Below are 17,499 nucleotides of genomic sequence, written 5' to 3'. Positions count from 1 at the left end.
GGCGCGGTGCCCGGTGGTCATCTTCCCCGACGAAGGAGGTCCCTTTGACCTCGATGTTCGGTGAGCCGATCGTCCGCCGTGAGGACCCGCGCCTGATCACCGGCCAGGGCCGGTACGTCGACGATTTCGGCCGCGACGCGCTCGCCGCCGCGTTCGTCCGGTCCCCGCACGCGCACGCGCGGATCACCGGCATCGACGTGGACGACGCGCTCGAGGTGGACGGCCTCGTCGCCATCTACACCTGGGAGGACCTGCCGGGCCGCGTCGGGGAGCCGCTGCCGCTGCTGATCCCGCACCCGGCGCTCACCCACGGGCGCACCGCCTACCCGCTCGCGCGGGAGGTCGTCCGGCACGTCGGCGAGCCCATCGTCATGGTGGTGGCCCGCGACCGTTACCTCGCCGAGGACGCCGCCGAGCGGGTCCAGGTGACGTACGAGCCGCTGCCTCCGGTCGTGGGGATCGAGAAGGCGGCGGACGGCGGGCGGCTCGTTCACGAGGACGTGCCCGGCAACGTCGGCGCGCGTCTTCTCCAGGAGGTCGGCGACGCGCCCGCCGCGATCTCGGCCGCGCCCCACGTCCTGGAGTTCCGGCTCGACATCGAGCGGAGCGCCTCGATGCCGCTGGAGGGGCGCGGTGTCTACGCGCGCTGGGACGCCGGCGACGAGTCGCTGCGCGTGTACTCCTCGACCCAGACCTCCACGAGTGTCCGGATGGCGATCGCCGCCAAGCTCGGCCTGGCCGCGAACAAGGTCGAGGTGATCGCGCCGGACGTCGGCGGCGGCTTCGGCGTCAAGATCGTGCATCCGTGGCCAGAGGAGGTCCTGGTGCCCTGGGCGGCGCGGCTCATCGACCGCGAGGTCAAGTGGACCGAGGACCGGCGCGAGCACTTCATCTCCTCCGCGCACGAACGCGGCCAGGTGCAGCACGTACGGGTCGGCTTCGACGACGACGGACGGCTCCTCGGCCTGGACGTGACGATCCAGCACGACCACGGCGCCTACACCCCGTACGGCATCATCGTGCCGATCATCACCTCGACGCAGCTGCTGGGGCCCTACAAGCCCGGCGCGTACCGGGTGGAGTTCACCAGCCTCTACACCAACACCGTCATCGTCACGCCGTACCGCGGCGCCGGCCGGCCGCAGGCGGCGTTCTGCATGGAGCGGACGATGGACCGGATCGCCGACGAGCTCGGCCTCGACCGGGCCGCCGTACGCGAGGTCAACCTGATCAGGCCCGAGGAGTTCCCCTACGACCAGGGGCTGATCTTCCAGGACGGCCGGCCGCTGATCTATGACTCCGGCGACTACCCGGAGATGCTGCGCCGCATCAAGGAGCTGATCGACTGGGACGGCTTCGCGGCGCTGCGCGCCGACGCGAAGCGGGAGGGCCGGCGCCTCGGCATCGGGCTCGCCTGTTACGTCGAGGGCACCGGCGTCGGCCCGTACGAGGGCGGCCACGTCGAGGTCGACTCCAGCGGGAGAGTGCACGTCTCCACCGGGCTGACCTCACAGGGGCAGGGCCACCAGACGGTGTTCGCGCAGATCGCCGCGTCCGAGCTCGGCGTGCCCATCGAGGACGTGATCGTGACGACCGGGGACACGCGCAGGTTCGGCTACGCGGTCGGCACCTTCGCCTCACGCGCGGCGGTCATGAGCGGCAACGCCATCGCGCTGGCCACCCGCAAGGTGCGCGAGAAGGCCCTGCGCATCGCCGGGGAGGCGCTGGAGGCGGACCCGAGGGACCTGGAGATCGTCGAGGGAGTCGTGCGGGTCAAGGGCGACGCGACGGCCTCGATCCCGCTGCGCACGGTCGCGGTGCTGTCCAACCCGCTCAGGTACGCCTTCGACGAAGCGGCCAAGCAGGCGACCCAGTTCGTCGTGGGCGGCTCGGCCGACGCGCCACCGCTGACCGGTGAGCCCGGCCTGGAGGGCAAGGACTACTACTCGCCACTGCGCTCGACCTTCGCCTCCGGGATGCACGCCGCGATCGTGGAGACCGACCCGGACACCGCCGAGGTGCGCATCCTGCGGTACGCCGTGCTGCACGACTGCGGGAGGCTCATCAACCCCAGGATCGTGGAGGGGCAGATCCACGGGGGAGTGGCGCAGGGCGTCGGCGGCGCGCTGTACGAACGGATGGTCTACGACACCGAGGGACAGCTGCTCAACGCATCGTTCATGGACTTCCTCATGCCGTACGCCACTGAGATCCCCCGTATCGAGACCGGCCACATGGAGACGGCGTCACCGCTGAACCCGCTCGGCATCAAGGGCGCCGGTGAGGCCGGCGTCATCCCGGTCTCGGCGGTCATCGCCGCCGCGATCGAGGACGCGGAGGGCATCCGCATCTCGCGGATGCCGATCTCCCCATCGGAGCTGTACCACCTGCGTCTGGACGCCGCGGCGGGCACGGCCGAGCCGACCAACCGCGCCCGTTCCGGCGCGACGTCCTGAGCCGCCCCGCCCCGCTACGGCCGGCGGCCAGGTCGCGGCGGGACCGGACCGCTACGCGGGTGTACGGGCGCGCAAGGCCGCCACGAACCAGTCGAGCGCCGGCGCCAGGCTTTCCGGGGCCGGCCAGCCGTTGATCACTGCGAGCAGCCGAAGGTACCGCTCCCGGCGAGGGTCGTTCGCGCTCTCCAGGCGGATCGACAGCCGGCGCCGAAGGCCGACGTCGTCGGGGCGGCCCAAGACGCGCGCGTACTGGGCCGTGACCGCCGCGACGATCGCGTCGGCCTGAGGCGAGATCGGCTCGATGCCGGCCACCAGGGCCGGGCCGACCTGGTCACGGACCATCGCGGCAGGGTCGCGGCGCGGGGCCGTGGTGTCGCCCTGGGCACGCTCGGCCGCGTGGTGCTCGGCCACGCGCCGCATGCCGGCGCGAAAATCCGGGTCCTGGGAGAGTTCGGCCAGCTCCACCCACGCCTCGACCTGCCCGGGCCCGGGATCGCTGGGCAGCTCGGGCGTCATCGAGCGCCTGATGCCCGCGAATCCGGCGTCCGCGTCCAGGCCGCCGAAGGCGGTGTCGAGGAAATCGCCGATCAGACGCCGACGCTCGTCCTCCGAAAGCCTGGCCAGCTTGTGCATGAGATCCATCTCCTCCGGGGTGGACCCGCGCTCGGCCACCGCCGTCAGCACCGCGTGCCGCAGGCGCAGCGTCCGGATCCGCACCGCCAGTGCTTCGGCATGCGCCCGCGCGACGTCGGGAAGCGAGATCTCCCGGTCCACGACCTTTCGGATCGTGGCGAGGTCCAGTCCCAGGTCCCGCAGGGTCCGTACGAGGTCCAGGCGCGCGACGGCGTCGATGCCGTAGAGGCGGTGACCGGCCGGGCTGCGGTCGGCCGGCGGCACGATTCCGCGGTCGGAGTAGAACCGAATGGCCTTGACCGTCAGTCCGGTCCGCCGGGCCAGATCACCGATCGAGTAGAGCGTGTCGCCGTCCATGTCCCCACCCTCTCGCCTCCCCTAACAGGAGCTTCAAGCCCGTACGCCGGTAGCGCTCACACGTCAGGAGGCCGGCCGGCGGTCAGGCGGGCGCGCCGAACCAGGTGCGCAGGGCGTCCTCCAGCCCGTCGCCGTCAGCGCCCGCCCAGGCCACGTAGCCGTCCGGGCGGATCAGGACGGTCTCGGCGGGGGCGTCGGCGGTGACGATCACGTCCACGCGGTCGGTCCAGGCCTTCATGGTGCCGCCCGTCGCGGTGAGGAGCAGGGGCCGGCCGCCGCGCAGCAGTTCGGCGACCCTGGTGGGGCCGGTCTCCGTGCTCAGGGGGAGGTCCGGCATCCAGCGGCCGGTCATCGGGTGCCCGGAGCCGTCGCCGTAACGGACGTCCGCGCCGGACATGAGCTCGGCGATGCGGCGGATGTTGCCGGTGTCGGTAAGCAGCTCGCCGAACAGTTCGCGCACCGCGGTGATGTTCGGGCCCGGCGAGGTCAGGGCCAGCTGAGCGCGGGTGTGCATGATGACGCGCGCGCCCGCCGGGTGCCGCTCGCTCTCGTAGGTGCCGAGCAGGCCCTCCGGAGCCCAGCCGTTGATCGTGGCGGCCAGCTTCCAGCCGAGGTTGAGCACGTCCTGCATGCCGAGGTTCAGGCCGGGACCGCCGATCCCGGAGTGCACGTGGGCGGCGTCGCCGACGAGGAACACCCGTCCCTGCCGGTAGTGCTCGGCCTGCCGGGAGTTGGTGCCGGTGGCCCTGCGCATCGCCGCGGGCTCGTCCGGCTCGCGCATCGGCAGGTCGGCGCCGAGTACCCGGCCCACGGCCTCCCGCAGCTCCTCCAGCGGCATGGACGTGCTGTCCTCCAGCGGCGTCGGAGCCCACTCGATGGCGCTCACCCGGTAGAGGCCGGGCTGGAACATGCCGAACGCGAACATGCCGTGCTCGGTGCGGGTGAACGTCCCGGGCCGGAGCCTTCCGTGGCCGGGCACCTCCAGCTCGCCGGTCCCGGCGACGGCGAAGGGAGGATCGATGACGACCTGCCCGTTGCGGCTCACGAAGCCGCGGTCGGTGATCCCGGGAAAGTCGATCCCGCACTGCTTGCGCACGGTGCTGCGCCCGCCGTCGGCGCCGACGAGGAAGCGGGCCGCCAGCTCGTAGCGTCCGTCCGGACCGTCGACCTCGGCGACCACCTGGTCGGCGGTCTGGCGCAGCGTGCGCAGCTCATGGCCGCGCCGGATCTCCACGCCCAGCTCGTTCGCACGCTGTTCGAGGAGCTCCTCCAGCCGCCGCTGGGGGATGGGGAGCACGTACATCGGGTTGTCCTCCAGCGCGGACAGCGCCAGCGGCAGCGCGCCGAACTGGAAGCCCGGCATCGGCGTCGGGGGTCGGTCCGCACCGCTGAGCCGCTCGTACAGGCCGCGGTAGTCCAGAGCCTGGACGACGCGGCCGACCAGTCCGTTGGCCTTGGGCATCTCGGCGCCTCCCCTCAGCCGTTCGAGCACTACGGGGCGTACGCCGGCCAGGGCGAGTTCGCAGGCGAGCAGCAGGCCGTTGGGGCCGCTGCCGATGATGGCGACATCGGTCGTCATGGGGTTCCTCCGTCGTTCGGGCATGGCGAGATGGCCCCGCGGCGGGGCCGTTGTTCGCGGGGACTATCCGGCGTCGGGGACGGGCAGGCCGGCCGCGAGCCGGCCAAGGGCGTCGCGCAGCAGCGTGGACAGCGGGACCGGCGGGTCGGTGCGCAGCCACTGCTCGCTGGAGACCCGGATGGCGGCGCTCACGGCCGCGGCCACCAGCAGCGGGTACAGGTCGTGGTCCGCGTCGGTCCCGGTCCGTTCGGCGATCGCGGCGGCGCAGTCCCGCTCGATCGCCGCACCGCCCTTCACCAGCTCTCCCTGGAGATCCATCTCGCCGAGGACGAGCCGTACGCCCGTGGTCCACCGCTCGTCCGGGAGCGAGTCGCCGTGGTCGAAGGTCAGCGTGACCACGGCGGTGATGGCCTCCCAGAGGGGTTCGCCCGGCGGCCGCTCTCGCAGCAGCTCGGCGATACGGCGGAGGCGGTCGAGCTGGCGCCAGACGATGGCCTCGGCCTTGCTGGAGAAGTAGTTGTTGAAGGTGCGCGGCGAGACGCCGGCATCGGCGGCGATGTCCTCGACCAGGACGTTGCCGAAACCGCGCTCGACCGAGAGCCGCAGCGCGGCCCAGCTGAGCGCCTCACGGGTCTGCTGCTTCTTGCGCTCCCGATGTCCGGGAGCGCGCGACGTGGTCATACCCCGACTGTACGCATAAAGATGCGGGCCCCGCAATATTGCGGGGCCCGCATCTTTATAGCAGGTGGGCCAGGTCGTCGTCCGGGCGCTCGGCCATGGCGGTACCGAGCTCCGCCGCCTCTGGTCAGCCGACGCAGCCCGGGATGGTGTTGAGCGGGTTGCAGTTGTCGGGGATGTTGTTCCGCACGATCGACCGGACGAGTGTGACGTTGGTGTTGCCGCTCGCGATTCCGCCGCCGCTGGATCCGCGGTTGGCGCTGACCAGGGTGCGGTCCAGCGAGGTGGTACCCAGATTGGAGAGTCCGCCGCCGAGGCCGCCCGACGTGTTGTGGTCGAGGGTGGTCCGGACGAGCCGGCTGATACCCCCGGGCTGAGTGTTCAGGCCGCCGCCGTTGATCGGTGCGACGTTCGCCGAGATGATCGAGCCGGTCACCGTCAGCGTGCCGAAATTGATCAGTCCGCCGCCCCCGACGCTGGTCGTGGTGTTCGCGTTGAGCAGGCTGCGTGAGATCGTCGCCGTGCCGGTCGCGGCATTGGAGACCCCGCCGCCGTTTCCGGCGCGGTTCCCCGACATCGTGACGCGGCGGAGCACGAGCGTGCCGGCGTTCTGGATGCCGCCGCCGAGACCGGCGCTGGCCCCGTTCGCGATGGCGATCCCGGTTACACGGAGTGTGCCGCCCGCGACGACGTCCAGGATGCGGAAGATGGTGGGCACGGCCGGGTCGCGGCGGATCGTCGTCCCCGGGCCGCCGGTCAGGGTGACGTTCCCGGTGATGGCCGGCAGGCCGGTGGCCACGGTCGTGGGGGTAGTGATGCTGTAGGTGCAGTTCGCCCTGAGCCGGAGCACCGACGGGATGGTGTTGGCCGTCGTGATCGACGCGGCGAGAGCGGCCGCACTGCACGGAACCTTCACCACGCGTGGCCCGCTCGCCATCGACTGCGCCGGGAACGCCATGATCAGCGTTGTCCCCGCGAGCACGGCGGCCCCCGCACCTCCCGTTACCTTCGAGAATGAACCCATTAGACTGCCCTCAGCCGGAATCAGATGCGTAAAGCGCGACGGACGGAACGCCCCGCCGTTTCGCCGGAAGCAGAAGAACACGTGCGAGGGGATCACACGGCGGCGGCCGTTCGCATATCTCCAAAAATCGATCAGCCTTTGCGGCGGCTTTTCGCAGGGGTCGCCGGTGCGCCGGCGGAAATACCGTGCCCGCACACCCTGCCGGCTCCGCGTTCGGAAACCGGTCTCCTTGCCTCACGGCCGGAGTATGTCGTTCCGCCGTCGTGCCCGGTCAGCCGACGCAGCCCGGGATGGTGTTGAGCGGGTTGCAGTTGTCGGGGATGTTGTTCCGCACGATCGACCGGACGAGTGTGACGTTGGTGTTGCCGCTCGCGATTCCGCCGCCGCTGGATCCGCGGTTGGCGCTGACCAGGGTGCGGTCCAGTGAGGTGGTGCCGAGGTTGGAGAGTCCGCCGCCGAGGCCGCCCGACGTGTTGTGGTCGAGGGTGGTCTGGATGAGCCGGGTGGTGCCCGCGGACTGAGTGTTCACGCCGCCGCCGTTGATCGGTGCGACGTTCGCCGAGATGATCGAGTCGATCACCGTCAGCGTGCTCGAATTGATCAGTCCGCCGCCCCCGACGCCGGTGGTGGTGTTCGCGGTGAGCAGGGTGCGGGAGATCGTCGCCGTGGCGGCCGCGTTGTTGGCGACGGCACCGCCGTTTCCGGCTCTGTTCCCTGTCAGTGTCGTCTGGCGGAGCACGAGCGTGCCGGCGTTCTGGATGCCGCCACCGAGGCCGGCGGTGACCCCGTTCGCGATGGTGATCCGGGTCACGCGGAGTGTGCCGCCCGCGGCGACGTCCAGGATGCGGAAGATGGTGGGCGCGGCCGGGTCGCGGCGGATCGTCGTCCCTGGGCCGCCGGTCAGGGTGACGTCTCCGGTGATGGCGGGCAGGCCGGTGGCCGCGGTCGTGGGGGTCGTGATGCTGTAGGTGCAGTTCGCCCGGAGCCGGAGCACCGCTGGGATGGTGTTGGCCGTCGTGATCGACGCGGCGAGAGCGGCCGCACTGCACGGAACTCTCACGACGCGTGGTCCGCTCGCCATCGACTGCGCCGGGGAAGCCGTGATCAGCGTTCCTCCCGCGAGTAGGGCGGCCCCTGCACCGCCCGTTACCCTCGAAAATGAGCCCATTAGACCGCCCTCAGCCTGAATTGGATGCGTTTCAGATCGACGGACAGACCTGTCCTGTCGTTCGCTGGAAGCAGAAGAACATGGGCGGGGGAGATCACACGGCGGCGCCGTTCGCGTATCTCCAAAAATCGATCAGCCTTTGCGGCCGCTTTCCGCGGAGGCCGCCGGGGTCAAACGAGGGTCACTGGCGGAAATAGCGTGCGGGCAGGTACTTCCTGATGGCGCCCGGCTTGAAACCCTGTTTCTCCACGGTGTGCAACAGGCGCTTGAAATCGGCCGTCATGTTCGGGTTGAAGTGCACGAGCAGAATGTCGCCCGGGTGCAGCCGGCCGGAGGTCTGATACGCGATCCGGCCGCCGGTGACGACCTCGCGCCAGAAGAACACGGCCTTCATCCCGCAGTCCCGCGCGGCCCTCAGCGTGTCGCGCCCGGTCGCGCCGTACGGGGCGCGGAACAGCGTCGGCCGCGAGCCGTACTGACTGGCGTAGATGTCGGCCGAGGCGCAGATCTGCTCCTTCTGCCGCGCGTAGGACAGTTTGGGCAGGTACGGATGGGTCATCGTGTGGTCCTCGATGAGCGCGCCCGCCCGCTGCAGCCCGCGGAAGTAGCCGTAGTCCTTCCTGATGGCCAGGTCCGTGAGGAACAGCGTCACGGGAACGCGGCGTTCGCGGATCAGCCGGACGAACGCGGGGTCCTTCTCCCCCCAGCCGTCGTCGATGGTGATGAACACGATCTTTCCGTGCACCGGGATGCGGCTGAGCACCGGAGGGAGCGGGCCGGACGGCTCCACCGTCCGCGTCACCTGCGCCGTCGTGGCCGTGTTCCCGCCCGGTCGCCTGGTGGCCGGCGGTCCGGCGCTGCGGCGCCCGGCCGGGCGCCGCGATCGCGCGTGCCCGCCGGACCTGGAGGCCGTGGGCGTACCGGCCGCCGACCGCGGGTCCGTGGTGTGGTGACACGCGGTCAGGCCGCTCGCGGCGAGCAGGGTGCAGGCGGTCGCGGTCATGGTTCGCGCCGGTGGCCGAAGCGCCATCGGATGGCCCCCCAAGTGGCAGACTGGTCCAAAGTTGTCTGGATTTGGCTCCCGCCGGTCATGATTCCATGGATGCTTTGATATTCCGCGACTTATGCCGAGCGGGTCTTTGAGCAGGGCCGTTGGACGTGGATCGGCCGGGCGCAGGGAATGCGCCTGACAAAGGTCGGCCCGGGTGCTCGGCAGATGTTGCCATTCGCCCGGCCTCCGGGGTTTTCTAGTCTCGGGGCTCACAGGAGGTCGCCGATGAAGGTCAACGGCAGCGTCAACGTCGCCGCACCCGTCCCGGACGTGTGGAAGGCTCTGCAGGATCCTGCCGTGCTGGCCCGGACGATCCCGGGCTGCGAACGCCTGGACGAGGTGGCCCCCGACACGTACGCCATGACGATCAGGGCCGGGGTGGCCTCGATCAAGGGGACGTACGCAGGGCAGGTGGCGCTGTCCGACCCGGAGCCGCCGCACGCCTTCACCCTCCGCGCGCGTGGCCAGGGCGCGCCGGGCACGATCGACGCCACCGTACGGGTCCGCCTGTCCGAGGCCGACGGGGGCACCAGGGTCGACTACGACGCGGACGCCACCGTGGGCGGCATGATCGGCGGCGTCGGCCAGCGCATGCTGGCGAGTGTCGGGAAGAGGACGGCGGGGGAGTTCTTCTCCGCGGTGGAGAGTGCGATCATCCGCCCCGCTCCGGCCCCCGTGGCGGCGGTCGTCTCCACGGTCCCCGGCGCACCGGCCGTACCCGTTGCGGCCGTGCCCGTCGCCGCGCCGCCGGGTTCGCCCTCGGACGCCTGGGCGATGGCCTCGGCGTTCGGCGTGGGCGGCCTCGTAGCGCTCGCGGGCGTCGCCCTCGGCTGGGCCATCGCCCGCCGATCCCCGCGCGGCTGAAGCCCTTCGCCGTGACCGCGTGGGCGGGTCAGGCCGGGGTGAGGAGGCCCTGGGTGAGAGTACGGGCCAGGGCGGTGACGGTCTCGTCCGGCACGGGCCGTGCTTCGGCGCCCTCGGCGAAGTAGCCGAAGAACGCCTGCTGGAAGCAGACACCGGCCACCAGGGCGGCGGCCGCGTCCGGATCGGTGCCGGCGGGGAGCCGCCCGAGGTCGAGTTCGGCGCGGAAGTAGGCGGCGGTCCGGTCGACGGCCTTCCGCGGCCCGGCGCCGTACTCGTTGATGCGCTCGTGGTGGGCGGCCATCAGCCGCGGTTCGGACAGGAGGGGTCCCATCATGGGGAACGTCTCGCGGTAGAAGTCCAGCGCGCCGCGCATCAGCCGCCAGACGTTGTCCTCGACCCGGCCCTCGCCCGGTGTGACCTCCACCCGGGCGAAGCCCGGCATCCGCTCGCCCAGGACGCGCAGGAGGAGCTCCTCCTTGTCGCGGAAGTGCTTGTAGAGCGTCGCCTCGGAGAAGCCGGCCGCCTTGGCGATCTCCTTGGTCGTGGTGCGGACGATGCCGCGCGTCCGCATGAGTTCCGCGGCAGCGTCGAGGATGCGGTCGCGCGTCTCCATCGGTCTCCTCGGTCGGGTGCCGGCGCATCGCAGGATAGCGGCGCTCTAGGCCGTAGTATGGTTAGTGAGTGCTCACTAACCAGGGAAGGCGGGCCGGTATGAGACTCACGGTTTTCGGGGCGACGGGCGGCACGGGCACTGAGGTCGTGCGGCAGGCGCTGGAGGAGGGCGACGACGTGACCGCGGTCGTACGGGACCCGGCACGCCTCGGGGTTCCCGCGCACGAGCGGCTGCGGGTCGTCACCGCGGACGCCACGGATTCGGTCGCGATCGCGTCCGCCGTCGAAGGTGCCGACGCGGTCCTGTCCTCGCTCGGCCACCGCGGTGGCGGGCCGACGACGATCTGCGAGGACGGCACCCGCGCCATCGTCGAGGCGATGGGCAAGACGGGCGTACGGCGGCTGCTCGTGGTCAGCGCGGCCGGACTGGCCGCCGACAGGGGAGACGGAGTGTTCGTCCGCCACGTCGTCAAGCCGATGATCCTGCAGCCGCTGCTCAAGCACGGTTTCGCGGACAAGCGACGCTGCGAGGACGAGGTCCGGGCCAGTGGCCTGGACTGGACGATCGTCCGGCCGCCGCGGCTCACCGACAAGCAGGCGACCGGCCGGTACCGCACGGCGACCGACATCGGCCTGCGCGGTGGCCGGACGATCTCCCGCGCCGACCTGGCCGCCGGCCTGCTGGGACTGCTCGCCGACGACTCCGTGGTGCGCCACCACGTGTCGATCGCCTACTAGACGCCTGACTCCAGGGGATCCGGCCCCGGCATCCATCCGGCCCTGGCATTCGCCCGGCCCGGCATCCATCCGGCCCGGCATACACCCGGCCCGGCATTCACCCGGCCGGCCTGCCACGCCGGCCCACGTCCATCGACGCACCCCGCGATCGGCATCGCTGCGGCGGTGTCCGTCCACGGCTACCCTCTTGTCCTATCTATCGACTTTCGATAGATTTTAATCGTAAGTCGATCGAAGGAGGGGTGATGGGAAAGCTGACGGTTCGTGCGCTGCGCGCCGTGCTCGTAGTGGTGCTCGCCAGCACGGTGTTCGTCCAGGCGGTGCTGGGGTGGACGCTGGTCAGCGGGACCGACCCGGAGGACGGGTCGCTCCCGCTGACCCCGCTCCGGGTGATCGTGATCCTGGGCGTCGTGACGGCCCAGGTCGTGGTGGTCTGCGTATGGCGGCTGGTGACGATGGTGCGACGCGGAACCGTGTTCTCCCACGCCGCCTTCCGGTACGTGGACGTCGTGATCGGCGCGATCACGGCGGCCGCCCTCCTGTGGTTCGCGCTCACGGCTCTCCTTGCGCCGCACCATCAGGACAATCCCGGCATAACCGTCATCATGGGCGGGATCGGCATGGCGGTGCTCGGGGGCGCGCTCATCGTGCTCGTGCTGCGGATGCTGCTCGCCCAGGCCGTCGCGCGCGACGTCGAAGCGGCGCAGATGCAGGCCGAGCTGGACGAGGTGATCTGATGCCGATCATCGTCGACATCGACGTGATGCTGGCGAAGCGGAAGCTGTCCGTGGGCGAACTCGCGGACCGCGTCGGGATCACCCCCGCCAACCTGGCGGTACTCAAGAACGGCCGCGCCAAGGCGGTGCGCTTCGCGACACTCGCCGCGCTCTGCGAGGCGCTCGACTGCCAGCCGGGAGACCTGCTGCGCTTCGAGGCCGAGGACGCCGCGGACGGGGAGACATCGGCCGTCGGCAACGGAGGCCAGGGCCGAGGCGGAAGACGGACCCTGGACGCTTGATCTCACGGGATCCGGCTGCGGACATCGGCGACGAGCACCACCACGGCCGCCGCGTCGAGCAGGACCGGCCGTGATCAGCCGTCCGGACGGGCGACGGGGGAGATCCTCCGGCTGGTCCGGTACGTGCGCCACCCGCGGGCATGCCGAGTGGCGCACGTACGTAGGACCGACACGACGTGAGACCCGCACGACGTAGGACCCGTGCGGGCCGGCCGTCAGTTGACGGAGATCAGGTCCACCACGAAGATCAGCGTCTCGCCGGGCTTGATCGCACGCCCGGCGCCGCGGTCGCCGTAACCGAGGTGGGGCGGGATGACCAGCTTGCGGCGTCCGCCGACCTTCATGCCGGCCACACCCTGGTCCCAGCCCTGGATGACGCGGCCACCGCCGAGCGGGAAGTCGAACGGCTCGCCGCGGTTCCACGAGGCGTCGAACTCCTCGCCGGTGGAGTGGGACACACCGACGTAGTGGACGCTGACGGTGTGACCGGGCTTCGCCTCGGTGCCGTCACCGACGGTGATGTCGGTGATCTCCAGCTGGGCGGGCGGGTTGCCCTCGGGAAAATCGATCTCGGGTCGCTCAAGCGCCATGGGATGTCTTTCGGTTCTGGACGACGTATGAGCTGTCCAGCGTAGCGATTCCGCGGTGATCATCACCCGGCGGCGCGGAATGCCGCCGCCGAGGTCCGGGTTGCCCTAGTCGTGAATGTCGAGATCTTCTCTGATGTCGTGTGCCCGTGGTGCTACCTCACGAGCGCCAGGTTCCGTACCGCCGTCGAGGCGTTCGACGCGGACCCCGTGGTGACCTGGCGGGCGTTCCAGCTCGATCCCGGCACGCGGGGCGGCGGGCTGACCGATGACTACCTCGCCGAGCGGTTCGGCGGGCCGGCCAAGGTCGCCCAGATGCACGAGCGGATGCGCGGTCTGATGGAGGCCGAGAACCTCCCGTACGAGCCCGAGAAGGCGATCATCGCCAACACGCGTGACGCCCACCGGGTCATCGCGCTGGCGGGCGAGGCGGGCGTCCAGGACGCCGTCGTGGGACGCCTGTTCCGCGCGCACCACGCCGAGGGCCGCGACCTGAACGACCACGGGACCCTCGCCGAGCTGGCCGCGGAGGCCGGCCTTGACGGGGTGGCGGAGCTGCTCGCGGCGGGCGGCGGTGAGGAGGCCGTGGCCGGGCAGGTCGAGCGCGCACGGGCGATGGGCGTGACCGGCGTCCCGTTCGTCGTCTTCGAGGACACGTGGGCGGTCTCCGGCGCGCAGCCGGCGGAGGTGTTCGAGAGCGCCCTGCGTGAGGTGGCCGCGCAGGCGTAGTCACGAAAAACCGCGAGGTCGTTGGCAGGAGTCGACGATTCGCCGGTGCGCACGGGCCGGGTAGACACTGACTCATGGCGATCCGGATCGGTATTGACACTGGTGGGACGTTCACCGACGTCGTGGCGGTGGACGAGGACAGCGGCGAGATCGTCACGACCAAGACGCCGTCGACGCCGGGTGATCCGGCGGAGGGCTTCATGGCGGGCATCGCCCGTCTGGGCGCCGCCGACATCGCCGCGGTGTGCCACGGCACGACGGTGGCCACCAACCGGCTGCTCGAAGGCCGGGTCGGCGATCTCGGCTTCATCACCACAGAGGGTTTCGAGTCGCTGCTCGAAATCGCCCGGCAGAGCGTCCCGGACGGTTATGGCAACTCCTACTTCTGGGTGAAGCCGCCGCGGATCGTCCCCGCGCACCGCGTGCGTACCGTCGGCGGACGGCTCGACCACACCGGCGCCGAGATACGCCCCTTCGACGAGGAGTCCGCGACCCGCGCGGCACGCTGGTTCCGCGAGCACGGCGTGGACACGGTCGGCGTGTGCCTCCTGCACTCGTACGCGGACCCGTCGCACGAACTGGCCATGCGCGAGGTGCTGCGCCGTGAGCATCCCGGCGCCGTGGTGTCGCTGTCGCACGAGGTGCTGCGGGAGTACCGGGAGTACGAGCGGTCGGTCACGACGCTCGTCGACGCGGCCGTCAAGCCCGCCGTCGGCCGGTACATCGCGCGGATCGCCGACCGGCTCGGCGACGTCCCGCTGTACGTCATGACGAGCAACGGCGGGGTACTGTCCGCCGGCGAGGTGGTGAACCAGCCGATCACGACCGTCCTGTCCGGCCCGGCCGCCGGCGCCCTCGGCGCCGCGTTCGTCGCCCGCTCCGTGGCCCAGGACGCGGAGGACGGGAGCCATCCCTACCGTGACGTGATCACGCTCGACGGCGGGGGGACCTCGACCGACGTGGCGGTGGTGCTCGACGGGGAGCCGACCCTCACCACCGAGGGAACGGTCGGCCGCTACCCCTCCAAGATCCCGATGATCGACATCGTCACGGTCGGCGCCGGCGGCGGCTCCATCGCGTGGATCTCACCGGAGGGCACGCTCAAGGTCGGGCCGCGGTCGGCCGGCGCCGATCCCGGGCCGCTCTGCTACGGCCGCGGCGCGGCGGACGTGACCGTCACCGACGCCCACGTCCACCTGGGACGCATCCCCCCGCACCTGCTGGGCGGCGAGATCCCGCTGGACGTCGGCGCGGCGAGCGGCGGCCTGGTCGAGCTGGCCGCACGCCTGCGCCTCGACCCCGAGGCGTGCGCCACCGGCATCCTGGAGATCAGCGCCTGGAACCAGGCCAACGCCATCCGGCAGATCACCGTCAAGCGCGGGCTCGACGTGCGCGACTTCCCGATGGTGGCCTTCGGCGGCTCCGGTCCGCTGCTCGTCTGCCGGTTGATCGACATCCTCGGCCTGCCGTCCGTGCTCGTTCCCCGCGACCCGGGGAACCTGTCCGCGTTCGGCCTGCTCACCGTGGACGTACGCAGCGAGTACGTGCGGACCCACGTCACGCGCGACCCGGACGCGGCGACACTCGCGGAGGTGTACGCGGAGCTGGAGGGCCAGGCCGGCGCCGCGCTCGACCGGCAGGGCTTCAAGGACCACCGCTACCTGCGCTCCGCGGACCTGCGCTACTACGGGCAGGCGTTCGAGGTACGCGTCCCGGTGGGCGACGTCGACACCGGCGAGGTCGCCGGCCGGTTCCACGACGAGCACGAGCGCCTGTACGGCTACTGCCACCGCGACGACCACGTCGAGTGGGTCAACCTGCGCGTCTCCGGCGTCGGCCCGATCGGACGCCCGCGGCAGGCGGCGCGGCCGCCCGGCGACGGCGATCCGGGCCGTGCCCGTACCGGCACCCGGCGTGTCTTCTACGACGACTGGGCCGAGGTCCCCATCTACGCGCGCGAACGGCTCCAACCCGGGGACGTCCTCGCCGGTCCGGCCGTGATCGAGGAGTTCGGGTCCACACTGCCGCTCCACCCGGGCTTCAGCGCCCGCGTCGACGGCCACGGCAACCTGGTGGTGACGGCATGAGCTGGGAGCGAATCCCGACGAGCGAGTGGAGTGGGTGGCCGAGGTACGAGGGCGCCCGCGTAGCGAGTGAGGAGGGTGAGTGACCGCATGAGCACCGACCCGATCCTGGTGGAGATCGTCGAAGGGACCCTCGCCTCCGTCGAGAAGGAGGTCGAGACGGCCATCGCGCGTACGGCGCGCTCACCGATGATCCGCGACGCGCACGACTTCCGCGCCGGCATCCACGACCGCAGGATGCGCAAGCTGACCGGCCGGTCCTACTCCGCGCTGGTCCAGCCGATCGTGCGGGACTTCCCCCTCGACACGATGCGGCCGGGCGACGTCTTCTTCCACAACGACGTCTACCTGTCCGAGGGCGGCATCGGGCACCTGCCGGACCTGTGCGTGACGGTGCCGGTCTTCGATGGCGACGAGGTCGTCGCCTTCGTGCAGGCGTTCGGGCACCACGACGACATCGGCGGCGCGGTGCCCGGATCGATGCCCTCGCACGCGCGCAGCGCCTTCGAGGAAGGGCTGATGGTCCCGCCGATCAAGCTGTGGGACCAGGGCGTGCCGAACGACGCCGCACTGCGGATCATGACCCGCAACTCGCGGATGCCGGACTCGCTCGCCGGCGACCTCGACGCGGAGTGCTCGGCGTGTCTCATGGGCGCGCGCCGCCTCGGCGAACTGTTCGCCAGGTACGGCCGCGACGCGGTCGAGGCGTGCTTCGACGCGATCATCGACAAGACCACAGAGACGTTCCGGCGCGAGATCCTCGCCAAGATCCCCGACGGCACCCATGTCTGGGAGGACTACGCCGAGCACGACGGCGTCGACCCGCCGCGCCTGCACGCCCAGCGGATCACCCTCACGAAGACCGCCGACAAGATCATCATCGACTTCACGGGGACGTCTCCGCAGGCCAAGGGTCCGATCAACCACGCGGGCGACTACGCCGACGGCGTGTTCCTGAAGAAGTGGCTGGCGCCGGTGCTGCGCAACCTCGCCGACACGCCCGAGCGGATGGCCGAGCTGGACGTCAACGAGGGCGTCGTACCGCTCATCGAGATGCGCTTCCCCGAGAAGGGCACCCTGCTCACCCCGATCTTCCCGGCGCCGACCAACGCACGTACGTTCGTGATCCTGCGGCTCCTCGGCGTCCTCGCCGGGGTGCTGGCCAAGGCCACCGGCGGCCGGATGCCCGCCGACCAGGAGACCATCCGCTACACCGGCGTGTACGGGTCCGAGCCCGAGCCGTACCTGATGCGCGAGGTGCTCGGCGGCGGGTCGGGCGGGCGCTACTACGCCGACGGCGAGGACACCATCCACGTGGTGCCCGACTCGCGCAACATCCCGGTGGAGTTCGCCGAGGCGCGCTGGCCGTTCCTCGTCGAACGCCTCGGGCTCGCGGTGGACTCCGGCGGGCCGGGGGAGTTCCGCGGCGGGCTCGGCTACGACAAGCACATCCGGATGCTGCGGGACGCGCACTACATGTCCATCGCCGACCGTTCGATCCTGTCCTGCTGGGGTGTGAACGGCGGGCGTGCCGGACAGCCGTTCCGGGTCGAGATCGAGGGCCGCGCGATGGAGGGCCTGGTCGACGACCATCCGGTACGGGCGGGCGAGGTGATCCGGATCCGTACGACGGGCGGCGGCGGCTGGGGCGACCCGCTGAACCGGCCGCCGGACAAGGTCGCCGCCGACGTACGGGACGGCAAGGTGTCGGCGGAGGGCGCGCGGGACGACTACGGGGTCCTCCTCCGGCCGGGGGAGACGGAGGCCGACACGGAGGCGACCGCCGGGCTCCGCGCCCGGATGCGCGCCGGCCGTGGCCCGGTCTCCTTCTTCGACCGCGGCCCGGGTTACGCGACCCTGGCCGACGGCCGGACCCGCGCGGACGTGGACGACCTGGCCGAGGAGCGCTGATCCCGATACT

At 71.2% G+C, this 17,499-nt stretch carries 16 protein-coding genes; 8 read left to right on the top strand and 8 right to left on the bottom strand.

Annotated elements, in window-relative coordinates; all coding sequences use genetic code 11:
* The first annotated feature begins 53 nt into the window (after positions 1 to 53).
* Positions 54 to 2,456 (top strand): aerobic carbon-monoxide dehydrogenase large subunit, encoded by a 2,403-nt coding sequence (cutA, locus tag FB559_RS00365; RefSeq protein ID WP_141961410.1) that lies wholly within the window; start codon positions 54 to 56, stop codon positions 2,454 to 2,456.
* Between the two features lie 51 nt (positions 2,457 to 2,507).
* Here the strand turns inward: cutA and FB559_RS00360 are convergent, their stop codons facing one another.
* From FB559_RS00360 to FB559_RS00335, 6 genes are all read right to left on the bottom strand, one after another.
* Positions 2,508 to 3,446 carry a MerR family transcriptional regulator gene (locus FB559_RS00360; protein ID WP_141952038.1) on the bottom strand — a complete coding sequence of 313 codons (939 nt, stop codon included), beginning with the start codon at positions 3,444 to 3,446 and terminating at the stop codon, positions 2,508 to 2,510.
* A gap of 82 nt (positions 3,447 to 3,528) precedes the next feature.
* Positions 3,529 to 5,025 carry an FAD-dependent monooxygenase gene (locus tag FB559_RS00355; RefSeq protein ID WP_141952035.1) on the bottom strand — a complete coding sequence of 499 codons (1,497 nt, stop codon included), beginning with the start codon at positions 5,023 to 5,025 and terminating at the stop codon, positions 3,529 to 3,531.
* A gap of 63 nt (positions 5,026 to 5,088) precedes the next feature.
* Positions 5,089 to 5,706, bottom strand: coding sequence for an acyl-CoA-like ligand-binding transcription factor (locus FB559_RS00350; RefSeq protein ID WP_141952033.1), 618 nt, complete (start codon positions 5,704 to 5,706; stop codon positions 5,089 to 5,091).
* Between the two features lie 124 nt (positions 5,707 to 5,830).
* Positions 5,831 to 6,685, bottom strand: a complete 855-nt coding sequence (locus FB559_RS00345) for a hypothetical protein (protein ID WP_141952031.1) — start codon at positions 6,683 to 6,685, stop codon at positions 5,831 to 5,833.
* Positions 6,686 to 6,998: 313 nt separating this feature from the next.
* Positions 6,999 to 7,787: a hypothetical protein gene (locus tag FB559_RS00340; RefSeq protein WP_141952029.1), complete on the bottom strand. Its 789-nt coding sequence runs from the start codon at positions 7,785 to 7,787 to the stop codon at positions 6,999 to 7,001.
* Between the two features lie 289 nt (positions 7,788 to 8,076).
* Positions 8,077 to 8,898, bottom strand: a complete 822-nt coding sequence (locus FB559_RS00335; protein WP_141952027.1) for a polysaccharide deacetylase family protein — start codon at positions 8,896 to 8,898, stop codon at positions 8,077 to 8,079.
* A gap of 273 nt (positions 8,899 to 9,171) precedes the next feature.
* On the opposite strand from FB559_RS00335, the gene FB559_RS00330 reads away from it, so the two are divergent.
* Positions 9,172 to 9,810: an SRPBCC family protein gene (locus FB559_RS00330; RefSeq protein WP_141952024.1), complete on the top strand. Its 639-nt coding sequence runs from the start codon at positions 9,172 to 9,174 to the stop codon at positions 9,808 to 9,810.
* Between the two features lie 28 nt (positions 9,811 to 9,838).
* Here the strand turns inward: FB559_RS00330 and FB559_RS00325 are convergent, their stop codons facing one another.
* Positions 9,839 to 10,423: a TetR/AcrR family transcriptional regulator gene (locus FB559_RS00325; RefSeq protein ID WP_141952022.1), complete on the bottom strand. Its 585-nt coding sequence runs from the start codon at positions 10,421 to 10,423 to the stop codon at positions 9,839 to 9,841.
* A 98-nt stretch (positions 10,424 to 10,521) separates the two neighbouring features.
* Here FB559_RS00325 and FB559_RS00320 point away from each other — a divergent pair, with 98 nt between their 5' ends.
* The 3 genes from FB559_RS00320 (at position 10,522) to FB559_RS00310 (ending at position 12,178) form a co-directional block, all read left to right on the top strand.
* Positions 10,522 to 11,160: an NAD(P)-dependent oxidoreductase gene (locus FB559_RS00320; RefSeq protein ID WP_141952020.1), complete on the top strand. Its 639-nt coding sequence runs from the start codon at positions 10,522 to 10,524 to the stop codon at positions 11,158 to 11,160.
* A gap of 245 nt (positions 11,161 to 11,405) precedes the next feature.
* Positions 11,406 to 11,897, top strand: a complete 492-nt coding sequence (locus tag FB559_RS00315; protein ID WP_141952018.1) for a DUF2975 domain-containing protein — start codon at positions 11,406 to 11,408, stop codon at positions 11,895 to 11,897.
* Positions 11,897 to 12,178 (top strand): helix-turn-helix domain-containing protein, encoded by a 282-nt coding sequence (locus FB559_RS00310; RefSeq protein WP_221639844.1) that lies wholly within the window; start codon positions 11,897 to 11,899, stop codon positions 12,176 to 12,178. Before FB559_RS00315 ends, FB559_RS00310 begins: the two co-directional genes overlap by 1 nt.
* A 215-nt stretch (positions 12,179 to 12,393) precedes the next feature.
* Here the strand turns inward: FB559_RS00310 and FB559_RS00305 are convergent, their stop codons facing one another.
* Positions 12,394 to 12,768 carry an FKBP-type peptidyl-prolyl cis-trans isomerase gene (locus FB559_RS00305; protein ID WP_141952016.1) on the bottom strand — a complete coding sequence of 125 codons (375 nt, stop codon included), beginning with the start codon at positions 12,766 to 12,768 and terminating at the stop codon, positions 12,394 to 12,396.
* Positions 12,769 to 12,879: 111 nt separating this feature from the next.
* Between FB559_RS00305 and FB559_RS00300 the strand changes: the two genes are divergently transcribed.
* The 3 genes from FB559_RS00300 to FB559_RS00290 all read left to right on the top strand — a co-directional run bounded on the left by FB559_RS00300 (position 12,880) and on the right by FB559_RS00290 (position 17,489).
* Positions 12,880 to 13,494, top strand: a complete 615-nt coding sequence (locus tag FB559_RS00300; RefSeq protein WP_141952013.1) for a DsbA family oxidoreductase — start codon at positions 12,880 to 12,882, stop codon at positions 13,492 to 13,494.
* Between the two features lie 74 nt (positions 13,495 to 13,568).
* On the top strand, positions 13,569 to 15,581 hold the full coding sequence (locus FB559_RS00295; protein WP_141952011.1) for a hydantoinase/oxoprolinase family protein: 2,013 nt from the start codon (positions 13,569 to 13,571) through the stop codon (positions 15,579 to 15,581).
* An 87-nt stretch (positions 15,582 to 15,668) separates the two neighbouring features.
* Complete coding sequence (locus FB559_RS00290; RefSeq protein WP_141952009.1) at positions 15,669 to 17,489, top strand: hydantoinase B/oxoprolinase family protein; 1,821 nt, start codon at positions 15,669 to 15,671, stop codon at positions 17,487 to 17,489.
* Positions 17,490 to 17,499: the final 10 nt, after the last annotated feature.

Source organism: Actinoallomurus bryophytorum, from assembly GCF_006716425.1.
GTDB lineage: Bacteria > Actinomycetota > Actinomycetes > Streptosporangiales > Streptosporangiaceae > Actinoallomurus > Actinoallomurus bryophytorum.
This window is presented reverse-complemented; position numbering and strand designations above follow the sequence as displayed.

What these genes read in the sequence shown, in the direction of transcription:
- FB559_RS00360 (WP_141952038.1), bottom strand. Translation starts at nt 3,446, where the DNA reads ATGGACGGCGACACGCTCTACTCGATCGGTGATCTGGCCCGGCGGACC.
- FB559_RS00355 (WP_141952035.1), bottom strand. Translation starts at nt 5,025, where the DNA reads ATGACGACCGATGTCGCCATCATCGGCAGCGGCCCCAACGGCCTGCTG.
- FB559_RS00320 (WP_141952020.1), top strand. Translation starts at nt 10,522, where the DNA reads ATGAGACTCACGGTTTTCGGGGCGACGGGCGGCACGGGCACTGAGGTC.
- FB559_RS00305 (WP_141952016.1), bottom strand. Translation starts at nt 12,768, where the DNA reads ATGGCGCTTGAGCGACCCGAGATCGATTTTCCCGAGGGCAACCCGCCC.
- FB559_RS00350 (WP_141952033.1), bottom strand. Translation starts at nt 5,706, where the DNA reads ATGACCACGTCGCGCGCTCCCGGACATCGGGAGCGCAAGAAGCAGCAG.
- FB559_RS00310 (WP_221639844.1), top strand. Translation starts at nt 11,897, where the DNA reads ATGCCGATCATCGTCGACATCGACGTGATGCTGGCGAAGCGGAAGCTG.
- FB559_RS00295 (WP_141952011.1), top strand. Translation starts at nt 13,569, where the DNA reads ATGGCGATCCGGATCGGTATTGACACTGGTGGGACGTTCACCGACGTC.
- FB559_RS00335 (WP_141952027.1), bottom strand. Translation starts at nt 8,898, where the DNA reads ATGACCGCGACCGCCTGCACCCTGCTCGCCGCGAGCGGCCTGACCGCG.
- FB559_RS00330 (WP_141952024.1), top strand. Translation starts at nt 9,172, where the DNA reads ATGAAGGTCAACGGCAGCGTCAACGTCGCCGCACCCGTCCCGGACGTG.
- FB559_RS00315 (WP_141952018.1), top strand. Translation starts at nt 11,406, where the DNA reads ATGGGAAAGCTGACGGTTCGTGCGCTGCGCGCCGTGCTCGTAGTGGTG.
- FB559_RS00325 (WP_141952022.1), bottom strand. Translation starts at nt 10,423, where the DNA reads ATGGAGACGCGCGACCGCATCCTCGACGCTGCCGCGGAACTCATGCGG.
- cutA (WP_141961410.1), top strand. Translation starts at nt 54, where the DNA reads ATGTTCGGTGAGCCGATCGTCCGCCGTGAGGACCCGCGCCTGATCACC.
- FB559_RS00290 (WP_141952009.1), top strand. Translation starts at nt 15,669, where the DNA reads ATGAGCACCGACCCGATCCTGGTGGAGATCGTCGAAGGGACCCTCGCC.